The organism is Flavobacterium sp. GP15 (assembly GCF_014281985.1).
In the GTDB taxonomy this organism is placed as follows: Bacteria; Bacteroidota; Bacteroidia; order Flavobacteriales; family Flavobacteriaceae; genus Flavobacterium; species Flavobacterium pygoscelis.
In genome coordinates this window covers 87011-111305 of record NZ_JACFTC010000001.1, presented here as the reverse complement: position 1 = coordinate 111305, position 24295 = coordinate 87011, and the positions used below count along the sequence as shown (strand labels likewise).

Annotated in this window: 21 protein-coding genes and 2 tRNA genes; 16 read left to right on the top strand and 7 right to left on the bottom strand. The window is 31.8% G+C overall.

Annotated features, from left to right (window positions below):
- Nucleotides 1-97: 97 nt before the first annotated feature.
- Nucleotides 98-2491, bottom strand: coding sequence for a DUF5916 domain-containing protein (locus H2650_RS00525; protein ID WP_188048806.1), 2394 nt, complete (start codon nt 2489-2491; stop codon nt 98-100).
- 187 nt (nt 2492-2678) lie between these two features.
- Between H2650_RS00525 and H2650_RS00520 the strand changes: the two genes are divergently transcribed.
- Complete coding sequence (locus H2650_RS00520; protein ID WP_188048805.1) at nt 2679-3401, top strand: murein L,D-transpeptidase catalytic domain family protein; 723 nt, start codon at nt 2679-2681, stop codon at nt 3399-3401.
- Between the two features lie 226 nt (nt 3402-3627).
- Here H2650_RS00520 and H2650_RS00515 read toward each other — a convergent pair whose 3' ends face one another.
- Nucleotides 3628-4077, bottom strand: a complete 450-nt coding sequence (locus H2650_RS00515; protein ID WP_188048804.1) for a GNAT family N-acetyltransferase — start codon at nt 4075-4077, stop codon at nt 3628-3630.
- Between the two features lie 171 nt (nt 4078-4248).
- Here H2650_RS00515 and H2650_RS00510 point away from each other — a divergent pair.
- A tRNA-Gly gene (locus H2650_RS00510) sits at nt 4249-4321 on the top strand.
- Between the two features lie 41 nt (nt 4322-4362).
- Nucleotides 4363-4435 (top strand) — tRNA-Gly (locus H2650_RS00505).
- A gap of 150 nt (nt 4436-4585) precedes the next feature.
- Here H2650_RS00505 and pepE read toward each other — a convergent pair.
- Complete coding sequence (pepE, locus tag H2650_RS00500; RefSeq protein ID WP_188048803.1) at nt 4586-5293, bottom strand: dipeptidase PepE; 708 nt, start codon at nt 5291-5293, stop codon at nt 4586-4588.
- Between the two features lie 185 nt (nt 5294-5478).
- Here pepE and H2650_RS00495 point away from each other — a divergent pair, with 185 nt between their 5' ends.
- The 8 genes from H2650_RS00495 to H2650_RS00460 all read left to right on the top strand — a co-directional run bounded on the left by H2650_RS00495 (nt 5479) and on the right by H2650_RS00460 (nt 12369).
- Nucleotides 5479-6195 (top strand): carboxypeptidase-like regulatory domain-containing protein, encoded by a 717-nt coding sequence (locus H2650_RS00495; RefSeq protein WP_255462773.1) that lies wholly within the window; start codon nt 5479-5481, stop codon nt 6193-6195.
- Entirely contained in the window at nt 6185-6913 is a 729-nt protein-coding gene (locus tag H2650_RS00490) for a carboxypeptidase-like regulatory domain-containing protein (protein WP_370566785.1), read from the top strand. Before H2650_RS00495 ends, H2650_RS00490 begins: the two co-directional genes overlap by 11 nt.
- Complete coding sequence (locus H2650_RS00485; protein ID WP_188048801.1) at nt 6900-7661, top strand: hypothetical protein; 762 nt, start codon at nt 6900-6902, stop codon at nt 7659-7661. Before H2650_RS00490 ends, H2650_RS00485 begins: the two co-directional genes overlap by 14 nt.
- Nucleotides 7662-7732: 71 nt before the next feature.
- Nucleotides 7733-8479 (top strand): hypothetical protein, encoded by a 747-nt coding sequence (locus H2650_RS00480; protein ID WP_188048800.1) that lies wholly within the window; start codon nt 7733-7735, stop codon nt 8477-8479.
- Nucleotides 8476-8979 (top strand): DUF6702 family protein, encoded by a 504-nt coding sequence (locus H2650_RS00475; protein WP_188048799.1) that lies wholly within the window; start codon nt 8476-8478, stop codon nt 8977-8979. Before H2650_RS00480 ends, H2650_RS00475 begins: the two co-directional genes overlap by 4 nt.
- 62 nt (nt 8980-9041) lie before the next feature.
- On the top strand, nt 9042-11285 hold the full coding sequence (locus H2650_RS00470; protein WP_188048798.1) for a M1 family metallopeptidase: 2244 nt from the start codon (nt 9042-9044) through the stop codon (nt 11283-11285).
- Nucleotides 11286-11395: 110 nt separating this feature from the next.
- Nucleotides 11396-11797 carry a twin-arginine translocase TatA/TatE family subunit gene (locus H2650_RS00465; RefSeq protein WP_188049495.1) on the top strand — a complete coding sequence of 134 codons (402 nt, stop codon included), beginning with the start codon at nt 11396-11398 and terminating at the stop codon, nt 11795-11797.
- Nucleotides 11797-12369: a phosphatase PAP2 family protein gene (locus H2650_RS00460; protein ID WP_188048797.1), complete on the top strand. Its 573-nt coding sequence runs from the start codon at nt 11797-11799 to the stop codon at nt 12367-12369. Before H2650_RS00465 ends, H2650_RS00460 begins: the two co-directional genes overlap by 1 nt.
- A 90-nt stretch (nt 12370-12459) precedes the next feature.
- Here H2650_RS00460 and H2650_RS00455 read toward each other — a convergent pair whose 3' ends face one another.
- A complete protein-coding gene (locus tag H2650_RS00455; protein WP_188048796.1) occupies nt 12460-13101 on the bottom strand; it encodes an O-methyltransferase in 642 nt (213 codons plus the stop codon).
- Between the two features lie 81 nt (nt 13102-13182).
- Between H2650_RS00455 and rlmN the strand changes: the two genes are divergently transcribed.
- On the top strand, nt 13183-14226 hold the full coding sequence (rlmN, locus tag H2650_RS00450) for a 23S rRNA (adenine(2503)-C(2))-methyltransferase RlmN (protein ID WP_188048795.1): 1044 nt from the start codon (nt 13183-13185) through the stop codon (nt 14224-14226).
- 87 nt (nt 14227-14313) lie between these two features.
- Here rlmN and H2650_RS00445 read toward each other — a convergent pair whose 3' ends face one another.
- From H2650_RS00445 to H2650_RS00435, 3 genes are read right to left on the bottom strand one after another with little or no spacing between them, the layout of a single operon-like run.
- Nucleotides 14314-15396 carry an alkaline phosphatase family protein gene (locus tag H2650_RS00445; protein WP_188048794.1) on the bottom strand — a complete coding sequence of 361 codons (1083 nt, stop codon included), beginning with the start codon at nt 15394-15396 and terminating at the stop codon, nt 14314-14316.
- Nucleotides 15397-15407: 11 nt separating this feature from the next.
- The gene (locus H2650_RS00440; protein WP_188048793.1) at nt 15408-16817 is read right to left on the bottom strand and encodes a SusD/RagB family nutrient-binding outer membrane lipoprotein; all 1410 of its coding nucleotides are present in this window, start codon (nt 16815-16817) and stop codon (nt 15408-15410) included.
- Nucleotides 16818-16827: 10 nt separating this feature from the next.
- On the bottom strand, nt 16828-19917 hold the full coding sequence (locus tag H2650_RS00435; protein ID WP_188048792.1) for a SusC/RagA family TonB-linked outer membrane protein: 3090 nt from the start codon (nt 19915-19917) through the stop codon (nt 16828-16830).
- A 193-nt stretch (nt 19918-20110) separates the two neighbouring features.
- On the opposite strand from H2650_RS00435, the gene H2650_RS00430 reads away from it, so the two are divergent.
- The 4 genes from H2650_RS00430 to H2650_RS00415 all read left to right on the top strand — a co-directional run bounded on the left by H2650_RS00430 (nt 20111) and on the right by H2650_RS00415 (nt 24223).
- The gene (locus H2650_RS00430) at nt 20111-21088 is read left to right on the top strand and encodes a polyprenyl synthetase family protein (RefSeq protein ID WP_188048791.1); all 978 of its coding nucleotides are present in this window, start codon (nt 20111-20113) and stop codon (nt 21086-21088) included.
- A 267-nt stretch (nt 21089-21355) separates the two neighbouring features.
- Nucleotides 21356-21916: an RNA polymerase sigma factor gene (locus tag H2650_RS00425; protein WP_188048790.1), complete on the top strand. Its 561-nt coding sequence runs from the start codon at nt 21356-21358 to the stop codon at nt 21914-21916.
- Nucleotides 21903-22592: a hypothetical protein gene (locus H2650_RS00420; protein ID WP_188048789.1), complete on the top strand. Its 690-nt coding sequence runs from the start codon at nt 21903-21905 to the stop codon at nt 22590-22592. Before H2650_RS00425 ends, H2650_RS00420 begins: the two co-directional genes overlap by 14 nt.
- Nucleotides 22593-22627: 35 nt before the next feature.
- Nucleotides 22628-24223, top strand: coding sequence for a hypothetical protein (locus H2650_RS00415; RefSeq protein ID WP_188048788.1), 1596 nt, complete (start codon nt 22628-22630; stop codon nt 24221-24223).
- The last annotated feature ends 72 nt before the right edge of the window (nt 24224-24295 follow it).

The window sequence follows — 24295 nt, the reverse complement described above, 5'->3', positions numbered from 1 at the left end:
ACCAAAATAGCATGATAGGAACAAGTTGCCGACGTACTTAATAGTTTTTTTAATAGACTCTCTTTTTAAGTCATTGTTACAATTTATTATAGAAAAATTAAAATTTGTTTTTTATAACGTTATAATCAATAAAATAACGCAAGCTTATTGAAAGTACATTGGTAAGATCACTATTAAAAATGTTTTTAAGATTTTTTGACACCTCTTTTTCTACCGTACTTGCTCTCTCAAGACCGTAATTACGGTATAAAACTGAAATTTCACTTCCTGGAGCAAACCACCACGAATAGGATAAATCAAAATTCCATGAATTAAAATTTCGGTCTTTATTTAAATTGTAAGTGCTGTTTGGAGCCAAGTAACCGTTGTTTTGTAAAGTAAAAAAATCATGGTTTTTAGAATAGGACCAATAATATCTGGCAGTAAGATTTATAGTCATTTTATTGTTTAACGAATATTTTCCGGTAAGATCGTTCTGAAGGATCTCCCGATTGCGTTCGGTAAAAATAATTCCTGAATTATTAGAGTCAACCCAACCTCGATCGTTTTTCATTTTGGTGTATTCTAATGCGTAGGCCAATGATATTTTATCATTAAATCTATATTTTGGACTTATGTATAATCCGCTTGTAATTCTTTTTTGTTCATCATATTTTGTGAAATTGACCGTCATGTCTAGCGTTAATGGATTATTTCTATTCAATTCAAAACCAAAATAAGAAGCAATTCTTTTTGGTATATATACATAACTTCCGTACTCGCGTGGCTCATAAAAATCAAAGGATTCTAGTGGGTTTAAAACAATTCCTAACTCAAAATAATCATTGTTTAATGAGGTGCCTTTGAATACCGTTTTATACCAGTTTTCTTGAATTTTTCCCGTAGTATTTTGAATTTCTAAATTAAGTTCTTGTTCAATCTTTAAGGTGTTAAATACTTTTGTTGGATTTAATATTCTATAACTTCCATTTGCAAGAGCACTGTGGTAATTGGTGTAAAAAACAATTCCTAAGTCATTTATATCATAGTTTTCTGAGATGTATTTTCCTGAAAATAAATAACGATATCTTCCACTTGTTTTTTCAAAGTTTAATGCTGTTTTGTATCCATTATAATCTTCAAGCGTATTTACATGGCTAAACTTAAAATCTCCATATAAATTATAGGTGTTTTGCTTTGTGTTCAGGTCAAAAACTAAGGCAGAAGTATTAGCATCTCTAAATTCTCCATTTCTAGTAGTATTGGCATTTACAAAAGAAACAGAGGAATTTTGATTGAATCTTTGGTCGAGTACTAAAACATTGTAATTTGTTAAAGGTTCAATAACTTCTTTTCTTTTTTCGTTGGTCAAGGAATTAAAAATAGTCGCTTTCGTTTTTTCTGTAATGGCATTCAAAAAGCCTATTCCTAATCCTTTCTCTGTACGCCCAGATATTTTTACAGCATTTAATAAATTCACTGTGCTAGGATAGTTTGTTATTTCTTCCTCATCCGTAAGATTAGGATACGTACTTGGTTCTCCTCCAATTCTTCTGGAATAGAACAAACCTCCTTTGTTAAATAAATCTGTTCCCTCAGTAAAAAAGGGTCTGTTTTCTTCAAATTTTTGTTCAAAAGGGAGTAAATTTAAAATAGCATTATCAAATTTTGTTTGTCCAAAATCGGGTACTAAAATAGCATCTAATGTAAAGGAATCGTTGATGCCATATTTGATATCAAGTCCCGCTTTTAGGGTAGTGTCAGAGCCAATGTCACTTTGTTGATAGTAGGCTGAGGTGTAAGGAATCAGAAATAGGCGAGTAGGTGTTTTTATGTTTTCAATTCCTTCAAGTATTCCTGCTTGCGGAATCACTGCTCCAATTTTTGTATCAATGTGATTCCAGGTATATTTTTGTACGTCTCTTTTAATTTCTCGCATAAAATTCAAACCCCATGTTTGTTTATTCGCTTTAGAAAATCGCAAAGCAGCATACGGAATTTTCATTTCTACAATCCAACCAAAATCAGTTATATTTACTTGACTATCCCAAATAGCGTCCCAAGTAAAATCCTCAGAATCTTCAGTGGCTATACAATCCATTTGCACGCCTGCTGCACTTACAAAAAATCGGAAATCCTGCTGTCCATCGTTAAATCCATTTATGTAAACCGAAAAATGATCAGAGACACCAAAAACATCCCGATTGGTGATTTCTTTTTTAATTTTAGTAGGCTCATCATCATAAAGTAAGGCTGCAATATAAATAGCATCGTTATCATAGACAATTTTCACTTCAGTTTTTTTTGTTGCATTTATCGGTTTGCCATTATCAGGTTCAAACATAACAAAATCAGATGCAAGAGCTGCTGTTTTCCATATTTCTTCCTCTATTTTTCCATCAATAATTATGTTTTCTGTAGTAAATTTTGTTAAAAGTGTCTTTTTTTGACTAAAAGCGCTAAGATTTAAGAATAATAAAAAAAATAGCAAGAATGAATGTGGTTTTGACATATTTTAATGGTTTAATCCAAACAAAAATAACCAAATTAACATAAGAAGTTTTGTTTTTTTAGTGATTCGTTGAATTATTAGTACTATTTTTCTTTGTAACAGTAGTATAATTGTGTTAAATACATTTTTCGCTCTTTATTTTTTCTTACGTTTGCAAACCCAAACACTTATAACTAAAAGAAAATCAATGATTTATACGATAATTCCTACTATTTTATTTGTACTTGCTTCCTTTACTATTAATAGAGCTTCATTCTCTGAAACTAAAACTACTAAACCTGTCCTTTATTCGAAAGTCGTAGAGACCAATGTAGAGGCTAAAATTGAATCAGCTTATAATAATTTGCACTCCAGTAAATTTGCCTTGCCAAAATTAGAAAGCTTTGCAGTAGCTTTAAAAGGGTACTATTCTTTAAAAGAAAAAGGATTAATTAAAAAAGAGATTTTAACTTTAATTGATTTTAGTTTGTCTTCTAATACTAAAAGACTTTGGGTAATTAATGTAATTACAGGTGATGTATTGTTTAATTCTCTTGTTGCTCACGGAAGAAATACCGGTGAAGAATTTGCTTCCAATTTCTCAAATGCCAATGAATCTTATAAAAGTAGTTTAGGCTTTTATTCAACAGGAGAAATTTATAACGGAAAACACGGTATGTCTCTTAGATTAGATGGCTTAGAAAAAGGAGTTAATGATAACGCAAGAGCAAGAGGAGTTGTGATGCATGCTGCAGATTATGTTTCTGAATCTTTTATAAAAAACAATCATAGATTAGGTAGAAGTCAAGGTTGTCCTGCTGTTCCAGTTGAATTGTCTAAAGACATCATTAATGTAATAAAAGATAAATCTTGTTTCTTTATTTATCATCCTTCTAGAGATTCTAAATTCGGAATCAAATCAATTTCATAAATTCGAACATTCTTATTTGAAATTAAAATCATCTTTTTCTTTTGAATATTTTGTTTTTATTTCCATATTATTTTTCCTTGTCGATTCCCTTTTTTTGAATAGGGAATCAACAAGGAAATTTTATTTTAAAACGATTGTATTGATCCTTTTAATGATCTCATTTAAAGGTAAAACAATTCTATTTTTTAATCATTGAATTAGTCCGTATTCCAGTTTTTTTTTAATTCTAAGATGAAGAAGAGCAGTTTTTAGACATAATAATATGTGTTCCGATGTCTTTGATTTCAAAAGATAAACCATTGGTTTTATATCCCATTTTTTTATAAAATTCAATAGCTTCTTTTCTGGCATTGAACCAAATTAAACAGGGCTTTTGTTCAAAACAATGTTTTTCGGTAGCAATAATCAATTCTGCTCCAAATTTTTTCCTCTGTTGTTCTTTTAAAACGGCCATTCCACGGATTTGAAATTGTTTTTTATTCGTAAAAATTTCATTTTTTGACTCGAATACTGATACAACTCCTATGATATTATCTTGCAAATACAATCCAAAATGAATCGTAGTCTCTAAATTGTCTCCATCAAAATGACAACTTTCTATTGATTTTCCTTCACGAAGCACCGGATGTCTTACCGGATAAGTCTCTAAAGCACTGATTTTTTTTATTTTTTTCATTTTTTTTAAAATTATTTTTGGAAGCTTCTAGCGTTATAATATTTTAATATTAAATTCATTAGCCTCTAAAAGTACTTTTATTGAAAAGTATTTCGCGCTATGTTTTAGATTTTTTAATAAAAAAACTTGCATTCAAGCAAACTTATTAATTATATTTGCACCGTTGTTAATGCGAAAGTAGCTCAGTTGGTAGAGCTCCAGCCTTCCAAGCTGGTTGTCGCGAGTTCGAGCCTCGTCTTTCGCTCTTAGTTTCAAATTTAATTTGAAAATTTTTTACTGTATAATGCGAAAGTAGCTCAGTTGGTAGAGCTCCAGCCTTCCAAGCTGGTTGTCGCGAGTTCGAGCCTCGTCTTTCGCTCTAAAGCCTTAAACTTTTGTTTAAGGCTTTTTTGTTTAAAAACCTTTTTGAGTTTTATTATCTTTTTATTTAAACCTCAAACTTTCATCTGAGGTTTTTTAATTTTCTATCTTAAATAAAAAAAAACAGATTGGTCTCTATTTTTAAGTTTTATTTTAAAGAACTAAGGTCGGATTCTGCTTCTAATTCTTCTGGTACTTGGTTTTGTTTAAAAACACGAGCGTTTAGATTTCCTTTCAAAGTGATTTTTTCTCCTTTAACATCAAGCCAACTGCCTTCTCGTAGTCCTAAAACAGGAACAGTATTGTAAGCATGAAATTCTTTTATCCTAGTTTCACGAGTTTCTCCCATGTGATTGGAGTTTAAGTCTGGATCTAAATAATGTGGATTTAAATTAAAAGGAATAACTCCAAGAGTTTGAAAACTGAGTGGATAAACAATTGGCATATCATTAGTGGTTTGCATTGTAAGTCCGCAAATATTACTTCCGGCACTAGTTCCTAAATAAGGGGTTCCATTTTTTATCACTTCAGATAAAGTTGTCATTAGGCCTTTTTTATGCAACTGTGATACTAGGACAAAGGTGTTGCCGCCGCCTGTAAAAATTCCTTCTGCATTTTTTAGCGCGAATGTAACATCTTCAAATTCATGAATTCCTTTTACTTTTTTGTTTATTTTGGCAAAAGCCATTGCTACTTTTGCTGTATAATCATCATGAGAAATTCCACCAGGTCTGGCATAAGGAATAAATAGAATTGTTGTGCAATTATGAAAATGATGCTCTAATTCGGGTAATAAATAGTCTAAGAATTCTTCGTTTGCAAGTGTTGATGTACTTGCTATTAGTATGTTTTTCATATTAGAGAGGTATATTTAGGCTAAAGATATTGATCCCTTTTTTATATTTCAAGTTTTTAATTAACATTTTTTTACCAAGTCATTAATAGTTAATTTAGAAGGCATTAGGATACTTTTACCGTGAATCAAAATTCAGCTTCCTAACTATGATTAGAATTGTGTGTTTATTTTTAATCTTTTCTACCATGCAAATCAAGGCACAAGAAAGGGATCAGGTACTTTTGAAAGGCAAAGTAAGTGCAGAAAAAATGGTTTTAGAGGATGTTTACGTTATAAATAAAAAGACACAAAAAGCAGTTGTTTCTGATCGTGACGGTATCTTTTCTTTATATGCTACAGTTGGTGATACATTATTATTTAGTGCAACAGAATTTAGAGAAACGATAGTGGTTTTGTCTAATGAAGATTTTCAAACTTCATTGTTTGTAGTTAGGATGAAACCCGTAGTCAATCAATTAAACGAAGTGGTCGTTAGAAATGGTATTAACGCTGTTTCTTTAGGGATTATTCCAAGTGGACAAAGAGTGTATACGCCGGCTGAAAGAAGGTTAAATACGGCTAATAATCTCAATGCAACAGCAAATGCGGGTACAATGGTAGGTGGCTCTATTTCGGCAGATCCATTGCTTAATTGGATTTCTGGAAGAACCAAAATGCTCAAGAAAGAAGTTAAAGTAGAAAAGAAGGAACTTTATTTATTTCAATTAGAAAGTATGTTTTCTAATGATTATTTGGTAAGTAAATTAAAAATACCTTCGGAATATGTAAAAGGTTTTGAATATTACGCCGTTGAAAACGATGAATTTGTCTCGATTTTAAAATCTAAGAATCCATCAACAATTACCTTTTTGCTTACAGAATTAGCAAATAAATACAAAGAAATAATTGCCCGTGAAAATTAAAATTACGCTACAGTTGATGTTTTTGTTCTTGATGCATGCTGCATTGGGACAAGGAGTTATTATAAAAGAAATGAAAGGAAGAATTTTTGCAGATTCTGTTGCTGTTGATAAAGTAAATATCGTGAATTTTACAACTCAAAAAGCCACGGTTTCTGATGCGCAAGGAAACTTTATCCTGTCTCTTAAAACGGGTGATATTATTGTTTTTTCAGCAGTAAATTTAGAAACTCTACGTCGCAAAGTTACAGATCAAGATTTACTTCAAGAGATCTTACAAGTAGTGATGCATGCCAAAAGTATTATTTTGAAAGAAGTATTAATAAATGAATCTGCTATTACAGCAGAAAGTTTAGGAATTATTCCTTATGGCCAGAAAAAATATACAGCCGCCGAAAGAAAACTATATACAGCAACTTCTGGAGGAGGAATCGATGGATTGCTTAATTCTGTTTCGGGACGCAAAGCCATGTTGAAAAAAGAAATTATAGTAGAGAAAAAAGTACAGTTGCTAGCGCGAATGGATGTGTTGTATGAAGAACAATATTATCTGGAAACGCTAAAAATCCCTTTAGATTACATTAAGGGATTTCAATATTACTGCATTGATGATGCTGATTTTGCCAATGCGTTAATTGCTAAAAATAAAACCTTAACTCTTTTTTTAGTTGTAAAACTTGCAGAAAATTATAAACAAATAATTGCCGTTGAAAATAAATAGACTGATAATCGGTTTTGTGTCTTTTATGAGCCAAATTTCTTTTGGCCAAAATGGTATTGAAAAAATGCTGCAAGGTAAAATTATTGTAGACTCAATTGCTGCCAGCGGTGTAAACATTCTAAACACAGCAAATGATAAAACAGCCGTTAGTAATAAAGTTGGTGATTTTTTTATTTCTGCTAAAATAAATGATGTTTTGGTTTTTACTTCCTTAAACCTAGAATCCCATCGGTTACAAATTAATTTAACTACTTTTTCCTCTGGAGTATTATTTGTAAAAATGTCTCCGAAAACAACACCGCTTAAAGAAGTAGTTGTTAGTAAAAAGGAATTTTCGGCAGTTTCATTAGGGATAATGTCTAAAGCGCCAAAAAGTTTTTCTCCAGCAGAGCGACAACTACAAACCGCTGGTGATTTTAAACCAATTATGTTGTTAGGTTTATTGGGTGGTTCGATGGAACTTGATCCATTGATAAACAAGATTAATGGCAGGACAAAAAGGTTGAAGAAATTGGTAGTCCTAGAAAAAAAAGAAATAAATCTAAATAAGATATCAGAATTGTATACAGACGATTTTTTTACTACTAGATTAGGTATTTCTTCTGAATATGTTGGTGGTTTTAAATACTACATTGTCGAAAATGATGCTTTCTTGAAAGTGCTATCTTCTAAAAATGAAGAGGAAATTACTTTTTTTATGATTACCTTAGCTCAAGAATATAAAGCACTTATCGTTCTTGAAAAATAAATAAATTATAGAAAGATTTTGTTGCAATTTTGAATTACTTCCCTAAAAATATAATATAAAACAACCTCCAAATGAAAACCAAAATCGAAATACTTTGTTTGATTTTTTTTACTCAGTTTATCTTTGCTCAAAATGAAAATAGAAAACCCTTGCATGGTCAATTCAAAAACGAAACCGCATTGGTTGATAACGGTTACGTTTTTAATTTAAATTCGAAAACGCGAACCTTTATTAGTAATCAAGGTTTTTTTGATGTTTTGGCCATGCCGAAAGATACTTTGCTGGTTTTGAGTACTTCTTTCAAATCTAAAAAGATTGTATTGCAAGAAAAGGATTTTTCAAAACCTTTGTTTATTGTTAATTTAGAATCTCAAACTACTTTACTAAAGGAAGTAATTATTAAAGGGAAAACCGAAATTAAGCCTGCGCTACCAAGTTCTCAAAGTATGGTAGATCTAAAGTTTACTGATGATGCTGCAACCTCACCAAAAAACAGAGTGATGCCTTCTGATGGAACTATAGAAAACGGAATGGATTTTGTTCGAATTTTTAAGATGGTTTCTAAAATGTTCAAGAAAGATGTTGAAAAAGCAGGTTCGACTGTCAGTTTTTCAGAGACAGTGTATAAAGGAGTAGATTCGTATTTTTTTACGAATACCTTAAAATTAAAAACGAGCGAAATTGGACTTTTTCTGGATTATTGTGAAAACGACCCAAGGTCTAAAAATCTTTTGAAAGAGAAAGATGAGTTTATGTTGATTGATTTTCTAATCACCAAGAATGAAGAGTTTAAAAGAATAACTACTTTTGAAAAATGAAAAAAACAATTTTAATTACTTTTTTGGGAATGTTATTTTTAACATTAACTTCTTTTGATGTTCATAAATTTTATGTGGCATTGTACCAAGTTAATTACGCACCCGAAAAGAAAATGATACAAATAACCACTCGTATTTTTGTAGATGATTTAAATAATTCATTAGCTAAAAAATACCAAAAGAAAATTAATTTAGGTTCTGATAAAGAAACCGAGGAAGATCTTACTCTCTTTAAGAAGTATCTTGCCGAAAAGTTTTACATCAAAGTAAATGGTCATGCAAAACCAATTCAGTTTTTAAGTAAAGAAATGGAAGGTGATGTGCTTATATGTTATTTTAGTATTAAAGACATACATAAGATTAATACGTTAGATATTTATAATGCTGTTATAACAGAAGGAAACTCTGAGCAGCAAAATATTATGCATTTTAATGTATTAGGAGTCAAAAACACCTTACTTTTTAGTGAATCTTCTTCTAAAGGGTTGTTAAAATATTAATAATTAACAATAAATTTATATAAAATTATTATTTTCACAGACTGAAAACCAGAATTAAACCTATGAAAAAATTATCCCTATTATTATTTCTTCCTGCGTTATTATTTGCACAGGAGAAAAATCCACCCACAACCACTAAACAAACAGGAAGATACGACAACAATAAGTTTAGTCAAATGTATGATCTGTTAGCAACGCCTAATATGTTTCGTACAGCTTCTGGAGCGCCAGGGCCAGCATATTACCAACAACAAGCCGATTATAAAATAGATATTGAGTTAGATGACAAGAAATCTAGCATAAAAGGATCGGAAATGATTACCTATTATAACAATTCTCCTGATACTTTAGAGTATTTATGGGTTCAGTTAGATCAAAATCAAGCAGCAAAAACGTCAGAAACTCCGTTGGCTGATAGCCAAAGAATGGAGCAAGTCTTTCCTGCAGCAAACTTTGCTAATAAGTTTTTACAACAAGATTTAGAGCGTGGTTTTAATATAGAAGCAGTAAATGATGCAACAGGAAAACCATTGTCTTATACTATAAATCATACTATGATGCGTATCAATTTAGTTACGCCTATGAAACCAGGAGAGAAATTCTCTTTTGGTGTAAAATGGAATTACAACATCAATAATTATAGAGTAGAGGGAGGTCGCTCAGGTTATGAATTATTTGAAAAAGACGGAAATAAATTATATGTAATTGCACAATTCTACCCAAGAATGGCAGTTTATAATGACGTTGAAGGATGGCAAAACATGCAGTTCTGGGGAACAGGGGAATTTACACTTCCTTTTGGAAATTTTGATGTTAATATTACAGTTCCTGCAGACCATGTTATGGAAGCTACTGGAGATTTAACCAATAGAAGCGAAGTGTTTACGCCGGAGCAAGTAAAAAGATACGAATTGGCTATGAAAACCTATGATAAGCCTGTTGTAATTGTTACCCAAGCGGAAGCAGAAGCAGCAGAAAAAGGGTTTTCTAACAAGAAAAAAACATGGAAATTTAGCGCTAAAAACGTTAGAGATTTTGGAATAGCTACTTCAAGAAAATTTATTCTTGATATGATGGCTGTTAAGATGGGCGAGAAATCAGTAATGGCAGTTTCAATATATCCTAAAGAAGCAAATCCGTTTTGGGGAGAAACAGCAACAAGAACAGTCGCGCATACGTTAAAAAGTTATTCCTCTCATACTTTTGATTATCCTTATCCAAAAGCAGTTTCTGTATCTGCAGAAGATCAAGGAATGGAATACCCAATGATTTGTTGGAATTACGGTCGTCCAGATGAAAATGGAGTGGTAAGTGAGCGTATAAAAAACGGAATGATTGGTGTGACTATACATGAAGTAGGACACAATTTCTTTCCAATGATTGTAAATTCAGATGAGCGTCAGTGGTCTTGGATGGATGAAGGTTTAAACACTTTTATGCAATATATGGCAGAACAAGAATTAGGAACAAATTTTCCTTCTAGTCGTGGTCCAGCAAGTAAAATAGTTCCTTACATGAGTGGAGATCAGAAATTTTTAGAACCTATTATGTCTAACTCAGAAACCATTGCTCAGTTTGGTGCAAATGCTTATGGTAAGCCAGCAACGGGATTAAATATTCTTAGAGAAACTATTATGGGTCGAGAATTATTTGACCATGCTTTTAAGGTTTACGCAAACAGATGGAAGTTCAAACATCCTACACCTGAAGACTTTTTTAGAACGATGGAAGACGCTTCGGCAGTAGATTTAGATTGGTTCTTTAGAGGTTGGTTTTATTCTACTGATTTTGTAGATATTGGAATAAAAGAGGTAAAACAATATTATGTTTCTGAAACCGCTACTAAAGAATTAAAGGATGCAATAGTAAAAAGAGGACGTTTTGGTGAAGAAAAAGGACCTTTCGTTTATTTAGTTCCTGGAACAAGCGGAGAGTTATCTGCTAAAAATAAAAAAGCATTTAAGATAGAAGACGTAAATTTACTCTCAGACTATGTAAATAAAAAATTTACAGCCGACGAGAAAACAAAATTAAAATCTCCGAAGTATTTTTATGAAGTAGAGTTCAATAAACCTGGCGGAATGATTATGCCTATTATTGTTGAATTAACTTATGAAGACAATACAACCGAAATGTTTAAATATCCTGCTCAAATCTGGAGAAAGAACAATGATACCGCTAAGAAAGTATATGCTACTGAAAAAGCAATTAAGAAAATACAAGTAGATCCAAAATTAGAAACAGCTGATATTGATGTAACTAATAATACTTGGCCAAAAGAAGAAGTAAAATCTAAATTTGACTAAAGAAATATTTCATAAAAAAAGAGACTCTGAAAAGAGTCTTTTTTTTTATGAAATATTTAAAAGTACAAGGTTCAAAATTTAATATCTTTGTAACACTAAAAAATAAAATTATGTTTGGTATAGGTGGTGGCGAATTAATTTTTATCATGTTTATAATCTTAATGCTGTTTGGATCTGATAAAGTTCCAGAAGTCGCTCGAACTATGGGTAAAGCGATGGCACAGTTAAAGAATGCTACAAATGATATAAAAAGTGAAATTCAAAAAGGAGCTGAATCTAACGGATTTGATTCACAATCATTATTAGATTTACAGGGTAATATCACTTCGGAAATTAATAAAGTAAAGGATAACTTATTGGGTGATACGTCTCAGTATAATGATTTTGCTGTAAATATTAGTACTGAACTTAATAAAGCTAAAGAAAACTTACTTGGCGATGTTAATGGCTCGTTAGAAGGAACTAAAGAAATTATTGAAGATGTTTCTGGACCTATAAAACGTCAAATGTAATGTTAGAGAAAATACTTTCTTTAGACACTGAATTATTGGTTTTTTTGAATGGTTTAGGATCTCCTACCTACGATGCCCTTTGGTTGTTTATAACCAAACAAAGCAATTGGATTCCGCTTTTCTTACTTTTGTTGTATGTTATTTTTAAAAAAATTGGCGGGAAGCAAACATTATATCTTTTATTGTTTGTGGCTCTTTTAGTAACGTTTACGGATCAAATGACCAATTTATTTAAAAATGGATTTCAAAGATTGCGTCCTTGTAATAATCCTGAAATCAATTCTTTCATAAGAGTGGTGCAAGTACGCAACTCTTTCAGTTTTTTCTCTGGACATGCAGCAAATTCAATGGCAGTTGCTTCTTTTTTATATTTTACTTTAAGATCGTATTTTAAATATTTTGTGTTAATCTTTCTTTGGCCTTTTATATTTGCTTACAGTAGGATTTATCTAGGATTGCATTATCCAGGAGATATTTTAACGGGTTATTTGTTCGGATTTACTTTTGGTTTCCTAATGTATAAATTATATAAAGTGGCACAAAAAAAGTATTTTCCAAAGCCAAACTTATAATATTTAGAAGTCTAATAATACTATTGCTCTTTAATAAATATAGACTAAATCTGTTAGATAGGTTCTAAATTTTTGGATGCTGTTTTTTAATTACAAAACCCTACTAACAGTCAAACCATCGCGAATAGGTAGCAAAACTGTTTCTACTCTAGGATCTTCTTTCAGTAATTTATTGTATTCCATTATTATCTTTGTGCTAATATCATTCGGTTGAATAGGTTCCAGAACTTTACCGCTCCACAATACATTATCAGATAAAATAATGCCTCCTTTATTCATCTTTGGTAAAATCAATTCAAAATAATTGATATAGTTTTCTTTATCGGCATCTATAAAAACAAGATCGAATTTAGTTTGTAGCGTTGGAATTATATCTACCGCTTCTCCTAAATACTGAAAAATTTGTTTTCCCCAAGGTGACTTGTCAAAATGCTTTCGCTGAAAATCAACCAGCTCTTCTTTTATATCAATGGTATGAAGTGTCCCGTTTTCTTGCATTCCTTCGCACAGGCACAAAGCAGAATATCCAGTGTAAGTTCCAATTTCTAATATGTTTACAGGGCGAATAAGTTTAGAAAGCATGCTTAAAACTCGACCTTGAAAATGTCCGCTTAACATTCTTGGAAGTAAAATTTTTTGATAGGTTTCTTTGTTTAAAGCGGCTAATAAAGCAGGTTCTTTTTCAGAATGTTGCTCGATGTAGTCTTCTAGTTCTTGGGAAATGAAATGCATTATTTAGATAATTTTCAATTGGTAGCAAAGTTATCAAATTATCAAAACAACAAATCAAGAAATTGTCATTAAATTTGCATCATGGAAATTGATAAAAAAGACATTCGAGCCTTATCGAAAGAAGCATTAAGAGAATTTTTTGTTACGAATGGGGATAAAGCCTTTCGTGGGAATCAAGTATATGAATGGCTTTGGAGTAAAGGGGCGCATAGTTTTGAGGATATGACGAATGTTTCAAAAGAAACAAGAAATAAGCTAGAAGCTAATTTTGTCATCAATCATATCAATGTAGATACGATTCAACGAAGTGAGGATGGAACTGTAAAAAATGCCGTTCGTTTGCATGATGGTTTAGTTGTAGAGTCGGTTTTAATTCCTACTAATACACGAACAACAGCTTGCGTATCTAGCCAAGTAGGTTGCAGTTTAGATTGTAATTTTTGTGCCACAGCACGATTAAAAAGAATGCGTAATCTGGAACCTGGAGAAATTTACGATCAAGTATTAGCTATAGATAAAGAGAGTAGGTTGTATTACAATCATCCTTTATCGAATATTGTTTTCATGGGAATGGGTGAGCCGCTGATGAATTATAATAATGTCTTGAAAGCAATCGAAATGATTATTTCGCCAGAAGGATTGGGCATGTCTCCAAAACGAATTATGGTATCGACTTCTGGAGTACCAAAGATGATAAAAAAATTAGCTGACGATGACGTTAAATTTAAATTAGCTGTTTCTTTACACTCCGCAATTGATGAAATTCGCTCTCGAATAATGCCGTTTAGTGCTAATTTCCCTTTAGCAGATTTAAGAGAATCATTAGAATATTGGTATAGAAAAACAAAAAGCAAGATTTCTTACGAATATGTGGTTTGGAAAGGAATTAATGATAATAAAGAATCAGTTGATGCATTAGTGAAGTTTTGTAAATATGTTCCTTGTAAAGTTAATTTGATTGAATATAATCCTATTGATGATGGAGAATTTCAACAAGCCTCAGAAGAGTCTATAAATGCTTATATTAAAGCTTTAGAAGCCAGCGGAATTGTTGTTAAAGTGAGACGTAGTAGAGGAAAAGACATAGATGCTGCATGTGGACAGTTAGCAAATAAAGAAGCTTAATTTAAAAAAAAAACACCTACAGATTATAAAAATAAAAAGGGTTTGACACTGTTGTCAAACCCTTTTTTAAATTTCTAAACGGTCGAATTATTTAATTACTCCAGGAATTTCTTTTGAAATAGGATGCTTTGCTTCATAAGTATATCCCATGATTTTGGCAATGGTTTGTGCAAATTGATTTTGATACAATTGATTTTCATTAGTCATTTCTCCTTTACCTTCAATCTGTGGTCCCATTGCAGCAAACCAAATTTCAGAGGCGTCTTTTATATCAGGGCCATGACTAGTCCATTCTGCTTTTGTGAGATCGCCGCGTCCATGATCAGTAGTAAAAATCAACGCAGTTTTATTTTTGTATTGTGGGTCATTTTGCACAAAGTTCCAAATCTCCTTCATCCAGGCATCCACTTGATGAGCCGCATCCAAATAAGAACGGTAAAAGCCAGCGTGAGCCCATTCATCTGTTTCTCCATAAGAGATGTATAACACACGAGGTTTATTGGTTTTCAATTCTTCTAATGCGCCATAATGGGTAAAAACATCTAGACATTCTTCCTCGTGAAAGGGTTTGAAAGAATCGGCAAGCATGGCATTAATAAGTTGCTGTTTCGCTGTTGGATTTTTGCCTCCTGTTTTATCAAATGCAGATATTACAGGAAAACCAGCTCTTTTTTCATTTAAAATATTGTCAAAAGCATCCCAAGCTCCAAAAGCGGCTACTTTTCCTTTAATTTTAGGTTGTTTATTTAGATATTCTAACACGGTTACATTAGGATTGGCAGGATATTTATTCGAATTGATTAATGTGTCAGCATATCCAGTCATGATTTCGTTGTATCCAGGATAACTAAACCAATACGGATTAGCATTATTAACTTTATTTCCTAAAGTTCTATTGCCATACAGTTGTCCTTTTTTTGCTAAAACAGACCACATAAAAGGCATAAGTTTTTCTCGTCGTTCTTTGGGATTTTCAGCCCAATATTTTTTATAAATGTAGCTGCTGTCGTTCTGATTGAATTTTTTATCTCTTGCTAAATTTTCGTCCATTCCTTTGAAAGCTTCTTGCCATCTAAAACCATCTGTAGTAATGATAATTATGTTTTCGGCTTGTTGTGCTTTACTATGTATAGCACTAAAAAGTAGTAATATCAAAAATATTTTTTTCATGTTTTTTTTATTTAATTAAAATTATCCCACCATATTTTTTTGTTAATATCATCACCACCCATTTTTTGTAGTGCTTTATTGTTGTTTTCTGCATTTACAGATTGTTCAAGACTTGGATACATGATGCGTCTAGGAACTTTACCGTTATTTTTGGATCCGGGTCCTGCTTTTATAAAGCTAGGTTTCCCTGTTCTTTTCCAATCTAACCATGACTCAATTCCTGTATGATATAGAGCCAACCATTTTTGTACATATAAAACTTCTGTGGTAGAATTATAAGGAGCAATAGTTGTTAAGTAGTTGGAAGGCATCGTAACATTCCATTGTTTGAATGAAGCTTCTACTGCAGTATTGTAATATCCTTGTGCATTACCATTAGTAATAAGATTGCGTTGACTAGCTTCTGCTAATAAAAAGTTTAACTCGCTGTACGTCATCAATAGTGAGGCTATTTTTGTTTTTGTATAAAAATAATCTTCGGCTCTTCTAGAATAATTGGTAGGTTCTCCAATTTTATCTAATGTAAGACCTGGTAACAACCCTAAATGATTATTTTTACCTTCTATTGGGTCAATCCACTCGTCAAGTCTAGTATCACTATTTGCTATTAGGGTGTTTACTAAATGAGTAGAAGGAATTACGATATTATAACCGTATAATCTATTGATACCATCACTCATTGGAGAAATGTTAGGATAACTTCCAGAATAAAAATAAGTAGCATTGTCTGCATTTGACTGAAATATTGGATATTGTGATGGTTTGCTAACAATTTCATTTATTGTGAGGCTAACATTTTTTTTATTAGAAATACGCATCAATAACCTTAAATGTAGTGAATTAGCAAATTTTCGCCATTTTAGCATGTCACCATTAAACAATAAATCTCCTTCGATTTTTAATTTAGTGTCAATTATACTATTGGCTTTATCTAAATTCAATAGCAGTTGGGTGTAAATTTCCTCTTGTGAATCATATTTGGGTTTTAAGATGCCTTCTTCTCCTCTTGAAGCTTCCAAATAAGGAGCATCGCCATAGGTATCTGTAATTAAACTCATCGAGTAAGTTTCTAAAATTAAACTTACAGCTTCATAGTTTTTATCGTTTAAAGCGATGGCTTGTTTTTTAAGATCGTATATGTCATTCAGCCATTTGTATTTTTCCCAAAAACGATCATCTGAACCCCAATTGTAAATATCCAATTCATTGTATTCATAATTGCCTCCGTATTGTGCTACTATATCTCCAAAGTTGTATGAATCTGAAACATTACTATTTGCTAAATTGAATATTATATTTGGTAAAAGTTGCTTTGGCTGTGAAGTAGTAGGTTGGTTTTTATTGGTATTAATTTCTTCAAATCCATCGGTGCAAGAAACACTAAATGTGAATAGTGTTATTAGTAAAATTATTTTTTTCATGATTATTATTTTAGAATGAAGCATTTAATTTGATTCCGTAATTTCTAGAAGAGGGAAGTTGTAAAACTTCAAAACCGGGCAATAAAGTGCCACCACTTATTGCTTGTGTTTCTGGATCTATGTTAGGGACTTTTGTCCAAAGGGCTAAATTATTTCCTACCAAACCAATGCTTAGATTTTGCATTTTAAAAGTAGTTATCCATTTAGTTGATAGTCTATAATTCAAACTCACTTCTCTCAATTTTACATACGAAGTATCAAACGTATTGGCTTCTATATTATCTCTTCTATAAGCATTAGAGTAATACCAGTTTTCTGCACTTACTGAAGTTGTATTGAGACTATAGCTTCCATCTGGATTTTGTACAACGCCTTTTCCTATTATTCCTGTTTCTCTACCAGGTAATGAAACGGCTAATATGCCACTTTCCATTCCGATAGAATTTGTCATCGAATATATTTTCCCTCCCTGTCTTATGTCTACTAGAGCATTGAAATTGAAATTTTTATATTTCAAATTAGTAGTAAGACCTAACATCCAATCAGGATTGTAGTTTCCTATTTTTTTTATTTTAGTATCAAGTATCGGAGATCCCATATCGTCAAATACAATTTGATTGTCTGGACTTCTCAAATAACCACGCCCGTACATGTCGCCCATTCGTTCTCCTACACGAGCTTCTATTGTTCCGCCACTTGGGCCTTGAGCAATGATGTAATTGTCAATTCCTGGTGTTAACTCTTTTACAGTTCCTCTATTTCTAGTGAAATTTGCATTTATCGACCATTCAAAATCTTTGGTTCTAATAGGTGTAATTCCCAATCCCAATTCTAATCCCTTATTTTGAATTTTACCCGCATTAATAACATTCGAATTAAATCCAGAAGCTTGTGAAATATCTAAACCTACAATTTGATTTTTAGAATTAGTGACATAATAACTCACATCAAGTGTTACTCTCTTCTTGAAAAGTTGGGCTTCAATTCCTGCTTCATACGATGTGGCAATCTCAGGTTTTAAATTACTATTTAAAATTGCGTCCGGATTAGTCAAAGTTCCAGGAAGTGAACCGTTAGAATAGGTTTTTACTAATCGATAAGGATCGGTGTCGTTACCTACAGATGCTGCGTTTACTCTCAATTTCAAAAAATCAATGTTATCATTCATTTCAAACAAAGAAGTTGGAATAAAACTCAAAGAAGCAGATGGATAAAAATAAGAGTTGTTATTCACAGGAAGCGTAGAGGACCAATCATTTCTTACTGTTAGGTCTAAATACAAGTAGTCTTTATAGCCTATGTTGGCTAAGCTGTAGATACTGTTAATGCGCTTTTTATAAATATTTCTAGATTGAATAGGCAGTACATTGATGTTTTGCAAATTATATATACCAGGAATACTTATTCCTTGTCCTTCAATTTTACTTTCGGATGTGTATTGGTTCATGCTATTGGCTCCATAAGAAACTTTAACAGAAAAATCACCAAAAGTATGATCGTAAGAAAGCAGCATATCGGCATTGTATTCTGTAAATCCTATAGTTTGCTCGCGATACATTCCTTGTGTATATCGTGAGGAACCAATTGGTCTGCGAGACCATCTAAAATCATTCGAATTATCCATTCCTATTCTTCCCATTAAGGAAAAATCAGTATTGATTTGATATGTTGAAGAAACATTACCAAAAATGCGTCCTTTCTTAAACGCATTTATATTTTCATAAGCAATTTTAAAAGGATTGTCTCCCCAGCCAAACATGCTGTTTTGTTTCACGTCTTTTATAATCCAATATTCTTTTAACCAATCCAAATCTACATTAGTGTGATTCCAAAGCAAATTATACATAATACCTTGGCTACCATAACCTGTAACAGGAGTGTTATCGCTGTTGCTTTTAGTATAAGTGGCAACAGTTGCGAGTTTCCATTTATCTGAAATAGAATAATTTAGATTTAAACTTATGTTTTCTCTTCTTAAATTAGAATTGGGAACAATATCTTCGCTTGTCGTTTTTCCGTAACTAAGTCTAAAATTTGTTTTTTCATCCGATCCAGAAATAGAGACAGAATTAGAAATTGAACTTCCTTTTCTAAAAAAATCATTTAAGTTGTATCTAAACTCAAAGGGTAAAACTTGGCCTTGGCCCACTGCATAACCTGGACTTCCGTTCTGAAGTATAGCAAGACCAGAACCTAAACGTGGTCCTAAATTGGTATCGGCTCCTGGGTCATACACTTGTTTGGAACCCGCGCCATATTGATCTTGAATCTCAGGTAGTCGCAATGCCTCACTGGTCATAAAAGAAGAAGAAATAGTCACTCCCAAACCTTTATTCTTTTTTCCAGATTTGGTTGTTATTACAATAACACCGTTGGCTGCTCTAGAGCCGTATAAAGCAGATGCTGCAGCCCCTTTTAATACGTTAACACTTTCAATATTTTCTTGATCAATTTCCGAAGCTCCGTTGCCATAATCAGTAGGTAAGTCGGCTTGATTTGTTGCAGAACTTCCTACGCCATAAACGGTATTGTTAATGGGAATACCATCTACAATAAATAAGGGTCCGTTGTTGTTAATGTTTAATGATTTGTCGCCTCTGATAGTAATTCTCGAAGAGCTCGTAATCCCATTTCCAGAGCCTGTAATTTGTACTCCAGACATTTTACCGGTTAAATTTGAAACGAAATTAGCAGAGTTTACTTTATTAATATCATCTGATTTTAATTCCTGAGAGGCATATCCTAAAGCGCGTTTTTCTCTTTTTATTCCCAAAGCGGTAATTACCACCTCTCCTAAAACTACTGAGTCGTCTTGAAGTGTTATTTCTAAATTTTCTTGACGATCTACAACTACTTCTTTAGTTACAAAACCGATGAAGGTAAAAACTAAAGTATTTCCTTTTTCAGTATTAATTGAGAATTTTCCATTGGCATCAGTGATGGTTGTTTTTTTAGTTCCCTTGACTAAAATGGTTGTTCCCATCAGTGGAAATTTAGAAGAATCAGTTACTTTTCCTTGAATAGTTTTTGATTGAGCACTCATTAAATTTGCACAAAATACTAATGTAAGTAAGAGTAAATTTTGTTTTAAAATTTTCATTTTTTTTCTAGTTATGTTTGTGGTGCAAACTTAGAAGTCAGATAACAAGTTCTAATTAAGGAAACTTTAACAATGACGAATTGTTAATTAAGAATTGGTTAGCAATGTTAAGAGTAAGTTTTTTTAATTTCGATTAGTAAAATTTATTTTAAGTCTGTTTATAACTACGAAAAGATGTAACTTTGAAAGCGAAATGAATGTCACCTCTCAAATTAAACAGCCCATTTTTAAAGAAATGGAACTTTTTGAAAAAAAGTTCTATGAATCGATGACCTCGCAAGTGGCTTTGTTGAATAGAATTACCTATTACATTGTCAATAGAAAGGGGAAACAAATGCGACCTATGTTTGTTTTTTTAACATCCAAAATGGTTTCAGAAGGCATCGTAAATGACCGAACTTACCGCGGTGCTTGTGTCATAGAGCTGATTCATACTGCAACTTTAGTGCATGATGATGTTGTAGATGATAGCAACAGACGAAGAGGTTTTTTCTCTATTAATGCACTTTGGAAAAATAAAATTGCCGTATTAGTAGGCGATTATTTATTGTCTAAAGGATTATTACTCTCTATAGATAATGGTGATTTTGATTTGCTTAGGATCATATCTGTCGCTGTGCGCGAAATGAGCGAGGGTGAGCTGCTACAAATCGAAAAAGCCCGAAGACTTGATATTACCGAGGACGTTTATTACGACATTATCCGAAAAAAGACAGCAACACTTATTGCTGCTTGTTGTGCGCTTGGTGCAAAATCTGTAATTGAAGATGATGTTCAGGTGGAGAATATGAGAAAATTTGGTGAGCTTATAGGAATGGCTTTCCAGATCAAAGATGATTTGTTTGATTATACTGATGAAGCCATTGGTAAACCCACCGGAATTGATATTAAAGAACAAAAAATGACTTTACCACTTATTCATGTTTTGAATACGTGTACTTCAAAAGAAAAAAGTTGGTTGATCAATTCTATAAAAAACCACAATAAAGATAAAAAAAGAGTTAAAGAAGTTATTGCATTCGTAAAGAACAATAACGGTTTAGTCTACGCTGAAAATAAAATGATCGAATTTCAGCAGGAGGCCTTATCTCTTTTGGATAATTATCCTGACTCTGAATATAAAGAGGCGCTAATCTTAATGGTTAACTACGTAATTGAAAGAAAAAAATAAATTATAGAATTAGAAAATTTATAAGTTTAATTTGAATAATTGATTTTTTTATTAAAAATCCTGTACTCTACATTATTTTTTATGCATTGTAAATCAGTAATTTAATTTTGTTTTTAGATATTTTTTTACTTTTTTAAAATTATCCATGCAACCTTTTTGTCTTCATTATCGTCTATACTAATAGAAGTCTTATTCAATGTCAAAAAGCAATTAAAACAAGAATATTTTTTTTGCTATTACTATTGAATTTTGTCATTGAAATCATTTATGAAAGTAATCCAATTACATCAACAAGAAAAAGAGTTAATTCAGTTGGCTGTCGAAAATAATCGGCAAGCACAACAGCAGCTTTATACTCAATTTTCTCCTAAAATGTTAAGTGTTTGCCGCCAATATATAAAGGATATACATCAAGCAGAAGACATTATGATAACTGCCTTTATGAAAGTTTTTGTTAACCTTCAAAACTTCGAAAATAAAGGAAGTTTTGAAGGTTGGATTAGAAGGATAATGGTCAATGAATGTATTTCTTTTATCAGAGTCAATAAAAAAGTTAAATACATCGAAGAGGAAAGTTATTTGGAAGAAAGCTTTAATAATATAGAAAGCAAATTTTCAATAAATGATATTCAGTTTTTGATCGATGGCTTACCAGAAGGTTATAAAATGGTGTTCAATTTATTTGCGATCGAAGGTTTTAAGCACAATGAAATAGCAAGTTTATTAGGAATAAGTGAAGGAACATCAAAGTCGCAATTATCACATGCTAGAAAAATGTTGCAAGGACAGATTAACAAGTTAAAAAATTACAGTTATGGAACCAGATAATTTTGAAGAACAATTTAAAGCGCAATTAAACGTAAGGGAAATAAAACCGACGCCAATGGCTTGGGAAAAATTGGATAGTATGTTAACTGCTGCCGAAAAGCCAAAAAGTAAGTTCTCTTGGATTTATATTGCAGCTAGTTTTGTTGGGTTTTTAATGATTTCAACGTTTTATTTTAACACTTCTGATAGTGTCGAAACAAAAACGATTAACCCAATCGTTCTTGAGCAAAAAGCAAACGATACACACATTGGAGAGCCTATTCGAAAAAAACAGCAAGGTTTATCTAAAACGGTCCAAAACGGAATGCCAAAATCTTCTGGAGTTCTTGCTGTTGCCACTAATTCGAAAAGTAATCTAATTCAAAAATCTAATGCATTAAAAGATTCATCTACTAGAAATCCGATAAATAGTACTGTTGAAAATAGTGGAAATACCATAGATATTTCTAAAAGATACAGTTCTGCTGAAAAATTGTTAGCTGAAATTAGTAACACGAACTACGAAAACAAAGCTGTTCAACCAAACAATATAGGGATTACTGTTAGTGCAAATAGCTTGCTCTCTGATGCTGAAACCGAATTAAATCAATCTTTTAGAGAAAAAGCATTAGATAAATTCAGTAAAAATTATAATGCTATAAAAACAGTTTTAGTTAATAGAAATTATCAAGATTAAACCAATCATCAATCATCAATCAAAAAACGAAAATCATGAGAAAAATTATTTTATTTACAGTTATTCTTTTGGTCGCTATGGTCGCCAAATTAAACGCTCAAAGTACGGGAAGTTATAAATATGTGCTAGACTGGTCATATTGGGAACCAAATTCTCCTAATTACAACATGAGTTTTGAAAAAAATCCACAGCTAATGGATCAAAATATTTTTACCATGAAGTCAGTTAAAAATAAGATTTATGGTTTTGGTTCCCTTATGAAAACCGTTCCATCTGATTTATATAAAGGAAAAACAGTTAAAATGTCTGGATATGTAAAAAGTGAAAAAGCAAAATCTGGTGCTGCATTATGGATGCGTGTTGATTATTATTCAGCTCAAGTTCTCGCTTTTGACAATATGAACGATAGACGCATTAAAGGAACAACAGACTGGCAAAAATATGAAATCGTATTATTTGTACCAGTTGATGCTACCTCTATTTCTTATGGTGTTTTATTAAATGAAACAGGTCAAGTTTGGTTTAAAGACATTACTATAGAAATAGTAGATGATTCTCTTGCGGAAACAGGCTACAATAAAGGAAGAGACAATAAATTGATTTCCTTTGAAAAAAGAGCCAAAGCAATAGGGGACGAAATTAAGTTGGTGAAGGATAGAGAAAAAAAGGCATTAAAAAATGAAGTAGATGCTATTGATCAAGAAGTAGAAAAAGGATTAATTTCGAAAGAAAAAGCAGAAGCACTCAAATTAGAAAAAGCAAAAGTACGTGCCAATACTATCGAAACTAAAGTAGCTTTAGAGGAGAAGAAATTGAATCAGTTAATTCAAGATAGAGTAGATGGTAAATTTGATAATGCTGAAAATGATAAAAGAGGCTCAACCATAGTCATTATTGGGATTAGTAATGATTCTATAGGTTCTAATAATAGAGAATTCAATGTGACTTCGATGAAGTTTTATAATGGATATGAGGATAAAGAAAGTAGATTGTCTAAAAGAACTACAAGCCAATTAGTTTTTGCTGCGGGATTGAATAATGTAGTCACAAATGGAAATGTGAATAAGTCAGATTTTAGGTATTTTGGATCTCATTTTTATGAACTTGGCGTTACGTACAATAGTAGAATCTTAGAAAAGAATAATCTTTTGCACGCTAAATATGGTCTTTCTTTGATGTATAATAATCTTCGTCCAACGGATAATCGCAGTTTTGTTGTGAATGGAAATCAAACAGATCTTACTGTAGATTCTAGAGATTTAAATGATTCACGTTTTAAAAATGTTTATTTAGTCGCGCCCTTACATTTAGAATTTGATTTTTCTGGTAATAAAGATTCAAATGGGAAACCGTTATTTAGAACCCACAATAGCTTTCGTTTAGGAGTCGGAGGATATGCAGGAGTTAATTTGAAATCAAAGCAAATTATAAAATATAATGACAATGACCTAAAAGTTACTGATAAAGTCAAAGGCGATTTTAACACAACAGATTTTATTTATGGTTTAAGTACTTATGCAGGTTATAAATCGACAAGTTTATATTTGAAATATGATTTAAATCCGTTATTTAAAAATAATGCTGTGAATCAGAATAATGTTTCTTTAGGATTGCGTTTCGATTTTAATTAAGATTTATTTGAGTTAGTTAGTTATTTAAAAAGTGCTTCGGAAGAGGCGCTTTTTTTCGTTTTAGATTTAGAA

Excerpts from the sequence above, each read along its gene's own strand:
- H2650_RS00465 (WP_188049495.1), top strand. The coding sequence starts at position 11,396 with ATGTTTGGTATAGGTGGTGGCGAATTAATTTTTATCATGTTTATAATC.
- H2650_RS00525 (WP_188048806.1), bottom strand. The coding sequence starts at position 2,491 with ATGTCAAAACCACATTCATTCTTGCTATTTTTTTTATTATTCTTAAAT.
- H2650_RS00435 (WP_188048792.1), bottom strand. The coding sequence starts at position 19,917 with ATGAAAATTTTAAAACAAAATTTACTCTTACTTACATTAGTATTTTGT.
- H2650_RS00520 (WP_188048805.1), top strand. The coding sequence starts at position 2,679 with ATGATTTATACGATAATTCCTACTATTTTATTTGTACTTGCTTCCTTT.
- H2650_RS00445 (WP_188048794.1), bottom strand. The coding sequence starts at position 15,396 with ATGAAAAAAATATTTTTGATATTACTACTTTTTAGTGCTATACATAGT.
- H2650_RS00440 (WP_188048793.1), bottom strand. The coding sequence starts at position 16,817 with ATGAAAAAAATAATTTTACTAATAACACTATTCACATTTAGTGTTTCT.
- H2650_RS00470 (WP_188048798.1), top strand. The coding sequence starts at position 9,042 with ATGAAAAAATTATCCCTATTATTATTTCTTCCTGCGTTATTATTTGCA.
- H2650_RS00495 (WP_255462773.1), top strand. The coding sequence starts at position 5,479 with ATGCAAATCAAGGCACAAGAAAGGGATCAGGTACTTTTGAAAGGCAAA.
- H2650_RS00460 (WP_188048797.1), top strand. The coding sequence starts at position 11,797 with ATGTTAGAGAAAATACTTTCTTTAGACACTGAATTATTGGTTTTTTTG.
- H2650_RS00430 (WP_188048791.1), top strand. The coding sequence starts at position 20,111 with ATGAATGTCACCTCTCAAATTAAACAGCCCATTTTTAAAGAAATGGAA.
- H2650_RS00515 (WP_188048804.1), bottom strand. The coding sequence starts at position 4,077 with ATGAAAAAAATAAAAAAAATCAGTGCTTTAGAGACTTATCCGGTAAGA.
- H2650_RS00415 (WP_188048788.1), top strand. The coding sequence starts at position 22,628 with ATGAGAAAAATTATTTTATTTACAGTTATTCTTTTGGTCGCTATGGTC.
- pepE (WP_188048803.1), bottom strand. The coding sequence starts at position 5,293 with ATGAAAAACATACTAATAGCAAGTACATCAACACTTGCAAACGAAGAA.
- H2650_RS00475 (WP_188048799.1), top strand. The coding sequence starts at position 8,476 with ATGAAAAAAACAATTTTAATTACTTTTTTGGGAATGTTATTTTTAACA.
- rlmN (WP_188048795.1), top strand. The coding sequence starts at position 13,183 with ATGGAAATTGATAAAAAAGACATTCGAGCCTTATCGAAAGAAGCATTA.
- H2650_RS00455 (WP_188048796.1), bottom strand. The coding sequence starts at position 13,101 with ATGCATTTCATTTCCCAAGAACTAGAAGACTACATCGAGCAACATTCT.
- H2650_RS00420 (WP_188048789.1), top strand. The coding sequence starts at position 21,903 with ATGGAACCAGATAATTTTGAAGAACAATTTAAAGCGCAATTAAACGTA.
- H2650_RS00425 (WP_188048790.1), top strand. The coding sequence starts at position 21,356 with ATGAAAGTAATCCAATTACATCAACAAGAAAAAGAGTTAATTCAGTTG.
- H2650_RS00480 (WP_188048800.1), top strand. The coding sequence starts at position 7,733 with ATGAAAACCAAAATCGAAATACTTTGTTTGATTTTTTTTACTCAGTTT.